Raw genomic sequence first — 13790 nt, 5'->3', positions numbered from 1 at the left:
CTATTAAGCCTCCTCTTTTGCAGCTTCTTCACGCATCATCCGCATTGCACATTGTGCAGCTTGCTGCTCGGCTTCTTTTTTTGATTTTCCACGACCAATACCAAGCTCTTGTCCATTTAATAATACGCTTGATACAAAGGTACGATTATGTGCTGGGCCTTTTTCATCGATAATCTCATAATGAAGAAGTCCATTATTCGTTTGCTGTACCATTTCTTGCAATTGACTTTTAAAATCCATCACATGCGAAAAAGCACCGACTTCTACTTTTGGGAACACGATTCGTTCTAAAAATGACACGACCGTTTGTAAATCTTGATCTAAATAGAGTGCACCTACAAATGATTCAAAGACATCTGCAAGCAGCGCTGGACGTTCCCGACCACCTGTTAATTCCTCACCTTTTCCAAGTAATACAAAGCGTCCAAAGCCTAGCTCGTTAGCAAATATCACTAGTGATGGCTCACATACAATGGAAGCTCTTAGCTTTGTTAACTCACCCTCGCTCATATTTGGGTATTTCTCAAAAAGATATTTAGAAACAGACAGTTCAAGTACTGCGTCTCCTAAAAATTCAAGACGCTCATTATCCGTAAATAATTTACGGCGATGCTCATTCACATAAGATGAATGCGTGAATGCTTGATACAATAAATTTTTATTAATAAATGTGATATTTAATTCATGCTGTAACAGCTCAAATTGGTTGCGTACTTTTTCAGGAAGTACGCCAGATTTCTGCATAGTTCCTTTTCTTTTCATAGCCATTGAACAAATCTGCCTTCCTAATAGTTTCTACCGTTTTAGTGTACCTTTTTCAGGGCGTTTATGCAAAAGTATTTCGGCTTAAACACAATGTTTTGGAAATTTTTCCGAAAATTCCTCTTAATACAGCATGCATCTCCCATTAGAGAGAATTTTGAAGCTGACTGGTCATTAGATTTTTAACATAAAAAAGGGACGTTAATAGATCGAAAACCGATCCATTTCGTCCCCTTTAAATACATCTTCATTCATTGAATCTGCTCCTTCAAACAAGGAATGCAGAAAAAGTAATTTCTACTTTATTCAAGCTACCATAAAACCATTGTATGATTACGATGACCATTACACCATTAGAGGTGATCTATTTTCACTAAATAAAGTTTTAACGAAATTAGTTTAATTTACTTTCGATGTATGAGATTGCAGTACCTACTGTTGAGATTTTTTCAGCATCTTCATCAGAAATTTCCATATCGAATTCGTCTTCAAGCTCCATTACAAGCTCAACTACGTCTAATGAGTCAGCACCTAAATCATCACGGAAAGAAGCTTCAAGCGTTACTTCGCTTTCTTCCACACCTAAACGGTCCACGATTACTTTTGTTACGCGTTCTAATACTGTAGACAAATGATTCACCTCCCCTCAAATGATTATACAAAAAATCAGCTTATATGCCTAATTGAAATTACATAACCATACCGCCATCAATATGAAGCGTTTGTCCAGTCATATAATTTGCGTCCTCCGATGCTAGGAAAGCTACTGCTTTTGCGATATCCTCTGGCTGACCAAGTTTCGCAAGAGGAATCTGTGTTAGCATACCTTGTTTGATATCCTCTGGCAATTGTTCTGTCATTTCTGTTTCGATAAAACCTGGTGCAATAGCATTAACTAAAATATTACGAGAAGCTAATTCCTTTGCCGTCGTTTTCGTTAGTCCAATAACACCTGCTTTAGCCGCAACATAGTTGGCTTGACCAGCATTACCCGCTACACCAACGATGGAAGAAATGTTAATAATGCGACCTGCACGTTGCTTCATCATTTGACGTGTGACCGCTTTTGTACAAAGGAAAACACCTTTAAGGTTCGTATTTAATACATCGTCCCATTCGTCTTCTTTCATACGCATAATCAAGTTATCTCTTGTAATACCAGCATTATTCACTAAAATATCAAGGGAGCCGTATGTTTTCACAGCAGCATCCATTAATGCTGTCACTTCTTCTGTCTGAGAGACGCTAGCTTGTACAGCAATTGCTTCGCCACCGTTTTCTTGAATCATCGCTACTACTTCTTCTGCTTTTGCCTGAGAGCCGCTATAGTTCACAACAACCTTAGCACCTTCTTTTGCAAGCTTTAAAGCAATAGCACGTCCAATCCCTCTTGAAGCTCCTGTTACAACAGCTACTTTTCCTTCTAATTTACGCATTAATTGACCACTCCTTCGACGCTTCTAAAACTGCTTCTAACGAAGCTTCATCATAAACACAATAAGTTGCAACAGAGCGATCAATTTTTTTCAAGAGACCGCTTAATACTTTACCAGGTCCACATTCGATAAAGACGTCAACACCTTGCGCAAGCATTTCACGCATAGAAGCTTCCCATTGAACAGCACTGTATACCTGTTCAACTAGCTCTTGTTGTATTGCTGCTACATCTTTTAATTCCTTCGCCATCACATTGCCAATTACAGGAATTTCAGGTGCAGATAAAGAAATCTCTGCCAATGCTGCTTGCAGTTTCTCTGAAGATGGACGCATTAAATCAGAGTGGAAGGGACCACTTACAACTAAAGGTATTGCTCGTTTTGCACCAGCTTCTTTGGCAGCAACACTTGCTTTATCCACACCTTCTTTAGTGCCCGAAATAACAATTTGTCCTGGACAATTCACATTAGCCACCTGAACAGAGTCACCTGATGCTGATACCTGCTCTGTTACCTCGTTCAATGCCTCTAGTTCCATTCCTAAAATTGCCGCCATTGCGCCTTGACCTGCTGGCACAGCTTCATTCATATAAAGACCTCGTTTATGCACGATTGACACAGCATCATCAAATGACATAACACCTGCTAACACCAATGCACCATATTCTCCAAGTGAATGACCCGCTGCGTAGTGTGGTTGAATACTTGCTGCGCGTAACTTTTCAGCCACCATTACACCAGTAGTAAGTAGCGCTGGCTGTGCATGATATGTCAGTGTTAACTCTTCTGCTGGACCTTCTAACATTAATTTAGATAATTCAAATTGAAGAGCTTGATCTGCGCGATCATAAAATGCTTTACTTTCTGCAGCATTTTCAACAAACTCTTGACCCATTCCAACTACTTGTGAACCCTGTCCTGGAAAAATAAATGCTATTTTTGTCATTTGAATAATCCCCTTTGCTTAATCAATTTCTATGTGGCGTACTGTCTCCGTAATCGTCGAAATAACCGTATGCTCTACCATCGTATTGGCTTGTCGAATGGCACTGAAAATCGCTTTCGCATTTGATGATCCATGTGCCTTAATAACAGGTGCTTGTAAGCCAAACAATCCTGCGCCACCATACTCTGTATAGTCCATTTTATTTTTCAAGTCACGTAAATTATTTTTCATGAGCGCTGCTGAAATTTTCGTTTTCGTTGAAGACATAAAGGCCTCTTTTAACATAGAAAATAAAGCACCTGCTGTCCCTTCAATAGACTTCAACACCATATTTCCTGTAAAGCCATCTGTTACAACAACATCAGCTACTCCTTCAAGTAAATCACGTGCTTCTACATTTCCAATAAAATTCAAATCTGCTTCCTTCAATAATTCGAAGGCAGCTTTTGTTAATTCATTCCCTTTTTTATCCTCGGTACCGATATTTAATAAGCCAATTCGTGGTTTTTGCAAACCTCCAACCTTTTTAGCATAAATATCACCCATAATGGCATATTGCACTAAATGCTCTGGGCGAGCATCTGCATTTGCCCCTAAATCAAGCATTAAAAACCCTTTACCGTCTAATGTTGGTAGCGTTGTAGCTAATGCTGGTCTAGCTATTCCCTCAATGCGACCTACTTTAAATAGGCCACCCGCCATCAGGGCCCCTGTGTTCCCTGCAGAAAGGCAAGCATCTGCTTTACCCTCTTCTACTGCATCCATCATACGTGCCATGGAAGAATCCTTTTTTCTACGAACAGCACGGGCAGGATCATCAGTTCCTTCTACTGCTTCCTCACAATGTATAACCTTTAATCGATCATGTTGTTTTAAAAATGGTTCCAGCTTATCTTGATGACCATATAGTTGAATTTCTAAGTTTGGAATTTGCTCTAATGCTAAAAGTGCACCTTCAACAACTGACTTTGGTGCATTGTCTCCACCCATTCCATCAAGCGCTAATTTCATTGTTACTCACCTTTACCTTTCGTGCGGTACATATCAAACTCACCAACAAAAACGGTTTCACCATTAACGGTAGATGTTACCTCAACTTTTGTTCGATGTGTTTGTTCATCTCGTCCGATAACAATCGCTTTTGTAATAACACGATTTCCAGCTCGTACAGGTTTCACAAACGTAATATTGGAGTGTACGGTTAATGCCAGTTCGTCATCAATTACTGCAACCGCTAAAGAATTTGCTTGCGCAAACAAATGATGCCCACGTGCGATGCCATTACGCTGAAAAACATGCTCTTCTTGTACATCAAAAATCGAGAGTGCTCGATGATCTAATTCAATATCTACTATCTCCCCAATGACCTCATCAATCGGGAGAGATTTTACTTCATTTTCATAGTTTTTTGAAGCAACATCTTTAATTCGCTCGCGTAATTCTGGTATTGATAATTCCATACGGTCTAAACGAATTGTTTGGACACTTACCTGAAACTGTGTTGCTAGCTGTTCATCTGTGACGAATGGATTTTCAGCTATCGTTTCAGATAGTAGTCGCTGTCGCTCTTTTTTCGTTCGTCTCAACTTCATTCGCCACCTTTTGAGTTGTTATTAGCACTTGGTACTAATATCAGTATATAGAGTATAAAAAAAGAATGCAAGACTTGTTTTGAAATCAAGTACTTACATTCTTTCTGTGCTAACAAGCTTCTCAGATTAATCGAAGCGCTCTCCTTGTAAAACACCAGTATCTTCTAGCATTTTACGCAAGTATTGATAGTCGTCATCCTGCCAAAACTCTTTTGTTTCAAGCATCTCTGAGGCATCTTTTCTAGCGGTCTCCAATATACGATAATCATGTACTAAATCAGCTACTTTAAAATCAGGTAAACCACTTTGCTTTCTACCAAAAAAGTCTCCTGGTCCCCTTAATTCAAGATCTTTTTCAGCTAAACGGAAACCATCATTTGTTTCTGTCATCGATTGCATACGTTCTTTCCCCTCATCAGACTTAGGATCTGCAAGTAAAATACAGTATGATTGGTGCTCACCACGACCAACACGACCTCGAAGCTGATGCAACTGCGCTAGGCCAAAGCGTTCAGCATCATAGACAATCATAAAGGTAGCATTTGGTACATTTACACCTACCTCTACAACGGTTGTAGAAACTAAAACTTGAATAGTCCCTTCACTAAAAGCACGCATAACCGCATCTTTTTCATCTGCTGATAAACGCCCATGCATTAAACCAACATGATAACGATCTTTAAAATAAGTCGCTAGCTGCTCATAAATTTCCACAGCATTCTGAACATCAAGCTTATCGGATTCCTCGATAAGCGGACAAATCGCATAGGCTTGTCTTCCAGCCGTTAGCTCTAATTCTAGCTTAGATAAAACGGAGCCGAATTGTTCTTTCTTCATCCAATGCGTTTCAATCTGCTTACGCCCTGCTGGCATTTCATCAATCATTGATACGTCCATTTCCCCAAATGCAGTAATAGCTAATGTTCGTGGTATCGGGGTAGCTGTCATAAAAAGCACATCGGGATTCTCCCCTTTATCACGCAAAATACGTCGTTGCTCCACACCAAAGCGGTGCTGTTCATCCGTGATGACAAAGCCAAGTTTATGAAAAATAACATCTGGCTGGATTAGTGCATGTGTACCAATAACAATATCAAGATCTCCATTTGCCAAATCAGCTAATATCACACGTCGCTCTTTTGTTTTAGTGGACCCGGATAAGAGTGCAACACGAACACCAAATGGTTGGAACCATTCTTTCAAATTCTCTAAGTGCTGTTCTGCTAATATTTCAGTTGGTGCCATTAAGGCTCCTTGAAAACCTGCTGTTACGGCTGCATATAGCCCTATTGCTGCTACAACGGTTTTACCTGAACCTACATCCCCTTGTAGCAAGCGATTCATTCGATGCGGCTTCTTCAAATCCTTACAAATTTCATTCACCACGCGTTTTTGAGCATTCGTTAATTCATAGGGTAAGGAAGCGATAAAATCTCGTAACTTATGCACATTAAATTGAATAACTGTACCGTGTTCACTATCCTTCCTTATTTTCCGTAAAGCTTGAATACGCAATTGGAAGTTTAATAGCTCCTCATAGGCAAAGCGTCTCCTTGCTTGTTTAGCATGCCCAGCATCCAGTGGAAAATGAATACCCTCCAAGCCCTCTCTTATTGAAACAAGCTTATACGACTCTTGTAAATAATATGGAATGGTCTCTGGCAGTACTTCTCCACAATCGTCTAACACTTGTCGCATATATTTTCGAAATCTTTTTTGGGGGATCAAGCCTTTCAGACTATAGACAGGCTCAAAGTCAACTTGATCTGTTTTAGGACCAAATGTAACTGAAGTGCCATTGATTACTTGTCTACCTCGATCCCATTTACCAGTCACCGTAATAATGGAACCAGGTACAAGCTTTTGCTTTAAATAGCCCTGATTGAAAAATACGACTTTCACTAAATGTCTTCCTGCTAAAACAGTTACTTGGAGTCTTGACTTATTACGACCTAAAAATAAAATCGTAGGCTCCCGCTCCACCTTACACTCAACTGTAACCCGTTCGTTATGTGGTGTTTGCGCTAAATCTTTTAAACGAAAATCTTCATGTCGATGTGGGAACGTCCATAATAAATCAGCTATTGTATTGATTCCTAGTGATTCAAGATGGGCTGCTGTTTCTTTCCCGACGCCTTTTAATTCATTGACGGGTCCATATAATTCAGTCATCTTATCCCACAACTCCCTTCATTGATTGTTTATGTAGTGTTATACTCTCTCTATCTAATGTACCATAAATTATTTCCCTAACCCTACACATAAGCAAAAACCCTACCAATGATTGATAGGGTTAAACTTTTGATTATTTAATTTCACAGGAGAAACATGTAATTTCTTTCACATATTGCTCATCAACTTCTATTCCTAATCCAGCTTTATCACTTAACTGCAGGATGTCTTTATAGTATGTAACATTTGCCACATCTTTTACAAACATTAATGGTCCGACCATCTCGTTTGTATGGATAATCGACTTACTGATGGCTAGGTGTGCCCCAGCCATTGTTCCGATTGCTGATTCAACCATAGAGCCAACTTGGCAAGGCATCTCTGCAGCCTCCGCAAGACTTGCAAGCGCTAAAGCTGGATAGATTCCACCTGATTTCATTAATTTTATATTTAGCATATCGGCAGCACGCATTTCTATGACATCGACTAAATCATAAATATTATGAACACCTTCGTCTACCATAATACTACAAGGTGAAAGGGCTCTGATTTCTTTTAACGCTCTTAAATCATGTGCTTTTACAGGTTGCTCGTACCAGTCTACATGACAAGCTGTAGTTTCTCTTATTACTTTTAGTGTCTCCATTCTGTTCCAACCTTGATTGGCATCTACTCGCAGTTGCACCTCCTCACCTATTGCTTCTCTTACAGCACGAATACGAGCAATATCTAAATCAGCATTTGTACCAACCTTAATTTTAATATTACGGAAACCCGATTTTACAAATTCACTTGCATCTTTAGCCATTTCCTCAGGACTCTTAATGCTAATCACTCTTGGCACCTGTAATTCCTCATGTGCTTTTCCACCAATTAATTGATAAACTGGTTGACCAGTCATTTTCCCCATCAAATCGTAGAGTGCAATGTCCAATGCGGCTTTTGCTGAAGGGACTCCATCAATTTTTTCATTAAACTTTTTATGGATACGGTCTACTGCAAATGGATCTTCATCAATCAGTAATGGCGCTAGTTCATGTTTAATAACGTGATACGTGCTCTCCCAAGTTTCACCCGTCACATTTTGATCAGGCACAGCTTCGCCCCAGCCAACTACACCCTCATCCGTCTCGATTCTGGTAAGAATAGTTGGCATATCATCTAAATGAACATAAGAAATAACGAAGGGTTCCTTTAATTGTAAACGTGCTGCAAACACTTCAATCTTTTTTATCACGATGTAAAACTCCTTTTCGTATAAATAGTCTGATTATTTATGTTGCAAGATAATATTTATAAATAGTTGAATCGCATCAGGGAAAACATCTTCATCTAGATCAAATCGTGGATGATGATGTGGATATTGGCTTTTTTCACCACCCATACCTACAAAAACAAATGCTCCAGGCTTATGTTGTAAATAATAAGAAAAATCTTCTCCACCCATGACTGGTTCGACTACCTTAAATGCGGTATCTCCGAATTGTTCCCGTACAATCGATTCAATAAATCGTGATTGTGTTGGATAATTGACGAGCGGAGGTGTTCCTAAAATAAAATCGATTTTTCCTTCTGCTCCAAATGCTCGGCAAATCCCTTCTGTTAAACTTACCATTTTCGTTTTAATGATTTTTACAGTGTTCGGTGTCAATGCTCTGATCGTTCCAGTTAATTTTGCCGTATCAGGAATAATATTATAAGTGGTTCCCGCTTGTATATTACCAACTGTAATGACACCCGCATCGATAGGATTGACATTTCTACTTATGATACTTTGAAAAGCTTGCATTAAATGGCTAGCTATATAAATAGGATCAATTGTTTCATGTGGCATCGAACCATGACCACCATACCCTTGAATTATAATTTCAAAATCATCAATAGAAGCCATCATCGGTCCATGTGTTAAACCTATCTTCCCTTTCTCTAAACCTTGCCATAAGTGAATGCCAAAAATAGCATCTATATCTTCCAACACACCTTTTTGAATTAATAAATCAGCGCCACTTGGGGTGATTTCCTCTGCTGATTGAAATATAAGCTTGATATTCGGCTCGATTTTCTCTCTATTTAAGCTTATCCATGTTGCAACTGCTAATAAAATCGCTGTATGACCATCATGGCCACACATATGAGCAACACCTTGCCTATCTGAAATGTACGGTTTGTCTCCCTCTTCTTTTATAGGTAAGGCATCTATATCGGCACGTAATGCAATAGTTTTTGTTCCCTTTATCCCTTTTATAAACGCCACTACACCTGGGGGTTCATAATCTAGAATTTCTATATCTAACTCCTCTAGTCTTTTGCGAATAAACTCACTTGTTTCGTATTCTTCACCAGAAAGCTCTGGGTATTGGTGCAGATGACGGCGATCCTCTATTGCCTTTTCTGCTAATTTTTTTATATTCATTATTTCCATTGTTAAACTCCTTTAGAAAGGTCCGTATTGTATGACTTGTGCAATAATGAGCGATATTACCGCAACTGTTACTTGAATAAGCATAAACGGAAAAATCCACTTTATCCATTTACCCCAAGGAATACCCGCAATTGATAATCCCGCCATTAAAAAACCTACTGTTGGGAATATAATATTCGACATACCATCGCCAAATTGATAGGCAAGTACGGCTGTTTGTCTTGTAACACCGATCATATCTGATAAAGGTGCCATAATTGGCATCGTTAAGGCAGCCTGTCCACTTCCTGATGGTACTAAAAAATTTAAAAATAACTGGAAGATAAACATCCCTACAGCATTTAGTGCAGGTGGAACTGAATCAAGCAATGCAGATGTGTAAAAGAGAATTGTATCAATTAATCCTGAGTTATTGAAAATCACTAAAATAGACTGAGCTAACCCAATGATAAGAGCGCCACCAACTAAATCACCTGCGCCCTTCATAAATGAATTAGCAATATGCGAAGGTGATAATTTGCCAATAAGCCCCATTAAAATACCAAACAATAAAAATAAACCAGCTATTTCAGTAATGTACCAACCTAGTTTTACAACCCCGTACATCAATACGATAAAATTCAAAAGAAATGTAGCCATAACAAGCTTATGTCTTATTTCCATTTTCGAATTCCCCTGTACGAAATCACCCTCATCATTGCGAAAATTTCCATAAAAGCCAAGTTTAGGATTGTTTTTCACTTTTCTTGCATAGCGATAAACATATATTGTTGCTACTGTGTATAAGACAATAAAAATGACAATTCGAAAAGCAATTCCTGAAAATAATGGCAAGCCCGCAATCTCTTGCGCTATTCCTACTGTAAACGGATTCATAACAGCTGCCGAAAATCCGACAGATGCACCAAGAATAACAATTGCAAAACCTGTAATTGCATCAAACCCTAGGGCAACAGCAAGCGGTGCAAGAATCCCTACATATACAATCGTTTCATCAGACATCCCCATTAATGACCCAGCACAGGCGAAAAACAACATTAATACTGGTATTATTAACATTTCGCGTTTTGCCATTTTTACAGATAGCATGGCGATAAAGGATTCTAATGCCCCTGTGGCTGATAGTATTCCAAAGGTACCTCCTACAATCAATACGAAGAAAATAATACTTGCTCCTTGCATCATGCCTGAATGTACACTGCTAAAAATATCCAAAAATCCAATGGGGTTCATATCTGTAAAACTAAATGTCCCAGGTTGAATCACTTGACGTCCATTAACTTCTTCCCGTTGAAATGAACCAGCTGGAATAAAATACGTTAAAATAGATGATATAACAATAAGGCAAAAGATTAACACATAAACATTAATTCCTTTTTGTTGCTCTATTTCTTTATTAGCTATAAATTTACTCATCCGCCATCCTCCTTAATTGAATCATTGAATAAAAACAAATTTTTATGTCCACTATCAATACGTAACATATCTCTCCAACATAAAAAGCCATCCCCTTTTTTTGAAATTTTCGTCTTATTCATTGTAATTGATAAAAAAATAAATAAAAAATTACTATTTTGAATAGTTACTATTGATAAATTTACATATAAATTCATCGGGATACATCAAAAAAATTACAAATAAAAAGAACGTTACATCCCTGCGATTTCACCAGGCAGCAACATTCTTTTCATTCTTTTCGATATACAAACCAATTAAATTGTTTTCCATGTGTCTTTAACTAAATCAATAAATGTACTTACATTACTAAATGTTTTAGCATTTTGAGGAAAAATTAAATAAGTAGGTAACTTTTTAGGGAATCGGTACAGAACTTGAAGACTCCCTTTTGTTACCTCTTTTTGAATAATAATATCACTCAACAAGGCTAGACCCACTTGTTCCATTACTGCTCTCTTAATTGCTTCCTCGCTTCCAAATTCCACTATTGTTTGTGGCTTACACTTAATTTCTTGCAGGCAACTGACAATACAGTCATCCATTCCATAGGTTATAAAGGGATAATCATCAAATATTTCCTGCACAGTGCGATCCTTTATAATAAGCGGATTTCCAACCAATACTAAATCCTCTTCCTCCAATAAAATCCCCTCTACACCAGCGTAACTAGGGGATCCAGCTACAAAACCTATATCTGCTTGGTTTGAACTCACAAGTTTGGCTGTTTCTTTACTATTGGCACAAAGAAGTTTTAGGTTTACCTGAGGGTACTGTTTTAAAAACGAACCGATAATATGTGATAAATAATAGCCGCAATAAAACTCTGGTGCAGCGATTGTCAAATGACCAAATGGCTTTTCGAAATTCTTCAAATCCTGTTCCATTTCCTCAATAATCCCAAATAATTGATCTGTATGTTCCTTTACTATTTTTCCTACTTGAGAAAGAAACATTTTCTTACCCATTCGATTAATTAAGATATGCCCTAACTCTTCCTCTAACGCTTTAATCTGTTGGCTAATTGTAGGCTGGCTATAATTAAGAATTTCAGCCGCTTTTGTAAAGTTGAGGTAAGTTGAAACAACATGAAATGTTTTCAAATTACGCAAATCCATCTCTATTCACGTCCCTGCTATATAATTAAGATAAATACATTTCCTTATTAAAATTTAATTATACTTAAATCGACTATGTACGTAAGAGGTTTTTTCTTTCCAGTAAGTTATCAACCAACATAAAAACATGCTACCTATTTAGATAGCATGTTTCTTATTTTTTATTGAAGTGCTTTAATGCTTTGTAAGCCACCATTTTCAAGGATGGCTTTACTGATCGCCTTCCCTGTTGGTGTTGCTGCTAGACCGCCTCGTGCCGTCTCTTTAAGATTAGGACTCATAGATTGTCCAATGCGATACATAGCACCAATTACTTCATCACATGGAATACGACTTGTTACACCAGCAAGTGCCATATCCGCCGCTACTAGGGAGTTAGATGCACCCATTGCATTACGTTTGACACAAGGCACTTCAACCAAGCCTGCCACTGGATCACAAACAAGACCTAGCATGTTTTTTAGTGTAATGGCAAACGCTTCTGAACATTGCTGTGGTGTACCTCCAGCCATTTCGACAATAGCAGCTGCAGCCATACCTGCAGCTGAACCAACCTCTGCCTGACAACCACCAGCAGCCCCAGAAATGGAAGCGTTATTGGCTACCACAAATCCAAATGCTCCTGACGTAAATAAATAACGAATCATTTGCTCACGAGTTGGATTTAGTTTGTTTTTTACTGCAAACAGTGTTCCTGGTACTACACCTGCTGAACCTGCTGTTGGTGTTGCACAGATTGTTCCCATTGCAGCATTTACTTCATTAGTTGCAACCGCTTTACTTACTGCATCTAATAATAAATCACCTGAAAGTGACTTTCCTTGTGCAATATAATTTTGAAGTAATACGGCATCCCCACCAGTTAAACCTGTTACTGATTGCACACCTTGTAATCCACGTTCAATTGCTTCTTCCATCACTGTTAAATTTCGATCCATTTGCTGGATGATTTCTTCACGCGTTCTACCAGTTATCAATATTTCTTGTTCAATCATAATTTCTGATATTAATTTATCTTCTTTCTCTGCTCGTTCAACAAGTTCACGAACATTATGAAATAAAACGTCCATCACGGGACACCTCCTTAGTTATTAATTTTTGAGACCTTTGTAATATATGGAATTAAAGATATTTGCTGTAGCACCTTATCCTCAATGTTTTGATCAACTTCAATCACCATCAAAGCAGTTAAACCACGTTCGATACGTGATACCTCCATATGCCCAATGTTGACTTCATGCATCGCCAAGCAATTGGCTACATTGGCAATACAGCCAGCACGATCGTCATGAACAACAAGAATAGCTGGCATACCACCAGTTAAACGTAACTTAAAGCCATTGACTTCACTGACTTCAATTTTTCCGCCACCAATTGAAATACCGACTACTGACATTTCCCCTTCATCGTCTCCAATGACAAGTCGAGCCGTATTTGGATGCTCGGTATTAGCTGTTTCAGGAATGAATTCGTATTCTAATCCTGCTTTTTTGGCATCTTCAAATGCCGTTTTAATACGATCATCAAATGTATCGTAATTTAATAAGCCTCCTACAATCGCAACATCTGTACCATGCCCTCTATACGTTTCTGCAAACGATCCATATAAATGAATTTTTGCCCATTTAGGTTGTCTACCAAATAAATCCCTTGCAACACGCCCGATGCGAGCTGCTCCTGCCGTATGAGAGGAGGAAGGCCCAATCATGACTGGTCCAATAATATCAAATACTGAAGTAAACTTCATACAAACACCCCTCTATTCTATCCGTATAATAATATTTATTTTTATTTATATCATGCTTGATAGTTACTATAAAAGTAAAGCATTTAATTTATCAACTTTCAGAAAATTACCACTACTATAATTTATAGTAAATATTTATG

General features: G+C 38.3%; 14 protein-coding genes. All 14 read right to left on the bottom strand.

The features are described from left to right. Nucleotides 1–3: 3 nt before the first annotated feature. A complete protein-coding gene (rnc, locus tag NYE73_RS04975; RefSeq protein WP_012293239.1) occupies nucleotides 4–768 on the bottom strand; it encodes a ribonuclease III in 765 nt (254 codons plus the stop codon). A gap of 388 nt (nucleotides 769–1156) precedes the next feature. Then, complete coding sequence (acpP, locus tag NYE73_RS04970; protein ID WP_009371143.1) at nucleotides 1157–1393, bottom strand: acyl carrier protein; 237 nt, start codon at nucleotides 1391–1393, stop codon at nucleotides 1157–1159. 58 nt (nucleotides 1394–1451) lie between these two features. Further along, nucleotides 1452–2198: a 3-oxoacyl-[acyl-carrier-protein] reductase gene (fabG, locus tag NYE73_RS04965; protein ID WP_259951092.1), complete on the bottom strand. Its 747-nt coding sequence runs from the start codon at nucleotides 2196–2198 to the stop codon at nucleotides 1452–1454. After that, entirely contained in the window at nucleotides 2191–3144 is a 954-nt protein-coding gene (gene fabD / locus NYE73_RS04960; protein ID WP_259951093.1) for an ACP S-malonyltransferase, read from the bottom strand. The genes fabG and fabD overlap by 8 nt, the downstream gene beginning before the upstream one ends. Nucleotides 3145–3162: 18 nt before the next feature. Further along, the gene (plsX, locus tag NYE73_RS04955; RefSeq protein ID WP_048391651.1) at nucleotides 3163–4155 is read right to left on the bottom strand and encodes a phosphate acyltransferase PlsX; all 993 of its coding nucleotides are present in this window, start codon (nucleotides 4153–4155) and stop codon (nucleotides 3163–3165) included. Between the two features lie 2 nt (nucleotides 4156–4157). Then, on the bottom strand, nucleotides 4158–4730 hold the full coding sequence (gene fapR / locus NYE73_RS04950) for a transcription factor FapR (protein ID WP_004269421.1): 573 nt from the start codon (nucleotides 4728–4730) through the stop codon (nucleotides 4158–4160). Between the two features lie 132 nt (nucleotides 4731–4862). Continuing rightward, nucleotides 4863–6908, bottom strand: a complete 2046-nt coding sequence (gene recG, locus NYE73_RS04945; RefSeq protein WP_259951094.1) for an ATP-dependent DNA helicase RecG — start codon at nucleotides 6906–6908, stop codon at nucleotides 4863–4865. Between the two features lie 133 nt (nucleotides 6909–7041). After that, nucleotides 7042–8145: a mandelate racemase/muconate lactonizing enzyme family protein gene (locus NYE73_RS04940; RefSeq protein WP_083225383.1), complete on the bottom strand. Its 1104-nt coding sequence runs from the start codon at nucleotides 8143–8145 to the stop codon at nucleotides 7042–7044. Between the two features lie 33 nt (nucleotides 8146–8178). Further along, the gene (locus NYE73_RS04935; protein WP_259951095.1) at nucleotides 8179–9330 is read right to left on the bottom strand and encodes a M20 metallopeptidase family protein; all 1152 of its coding nucleotides are present in this window, start codon (nucleotides 9328–9330) and stop codon (nucleotides 8179–8181) included. A 12-nt stretch (nucleotides 9331–9342) separates the two neighbouring features. Then, nucleotides 9343–10746, bottom strand: a complete 1404-nt coding sequence (locus NYE73_RS04930) for a YfcC family protein (protein WP_066037824.1) — start codon at nucleotides 10744–10746, stop codon at nucleotides 9343–9345. Continuing rightward, nucleotides 10743–10943 carry a hypothetical protein gene (locus tag NYE73_RS04925; protein ID WP_340815141.1) on the bottom strand — a complete coding sequence of 67 codons (201 nt, stop codon included), beginning with the start codon at nucleotides 10941–10943 and terminating at the stop codon, nucleotides 10743–10745. The genes NYE73_RS04930 and NYE73_RS04925 overlap by 4 nt, the downstream gene beginning before the upstream one ends. Before the next feature lie 99 nt (nucleotides 10944–11042). Beyond that, nucleotides 11043–11903 carry a LysR family transcriptional regulator gene (locus NYE73_RS04920; protein WP_066037825.1) on the bottom strand — a complete coding sequence of 287 codons (861 nt, stop codon included), beginning with the start codon at nucleotides 11901–11903 and terminating at the stop codon, nucleotides 11043–11045. Between the two features lie 161 nt (nucleotides 11904–12064). After that, nucleotides 12065–12973: an L-serine ammonia-lyase, iron-sulfur-dependent, subunit alpha gene (sdaAA, locus tag NYE73_RS04915; RefSeq protein WP_004269428.1), complete on the bottom strand. Its 909-nt coding sequence runs from the start codon at nucleotides 12971–12973 to the stop codon at nucleotides 12065–12067. 14 nt (nucleotides 12974–12987) lie between these two features. Then, nucleotides 12988–13650, bottom strand: a complete 663-nt coding sequence (sdaAB, locus tag NYE73_RS04910) for an L-serine ammonia-lyase, iron-sulfur-dependent subunit beta (RefSeq protein ID WP_004269429.1) — start codon at nucleotides 13648–13650, stop codon at nucleotides 12988–12990. Nucleotides 13651–13790 lie beyond the last annotated feature (140 nt).

This window comes from Lysinibacillus sp. FSL K6-0102, from assembly GCF_038003545.1.
In the GTDB taxonomy this organism is placed as follows: Bacteria; Bacillota; Bacilli; order Bacillales_A; family Planococcaceae; genus Lysinibacillus; species Lysinibacillus capsici.
This window is presented reverse-complemented; position numbering and strand designations above follow the sequence as displayed.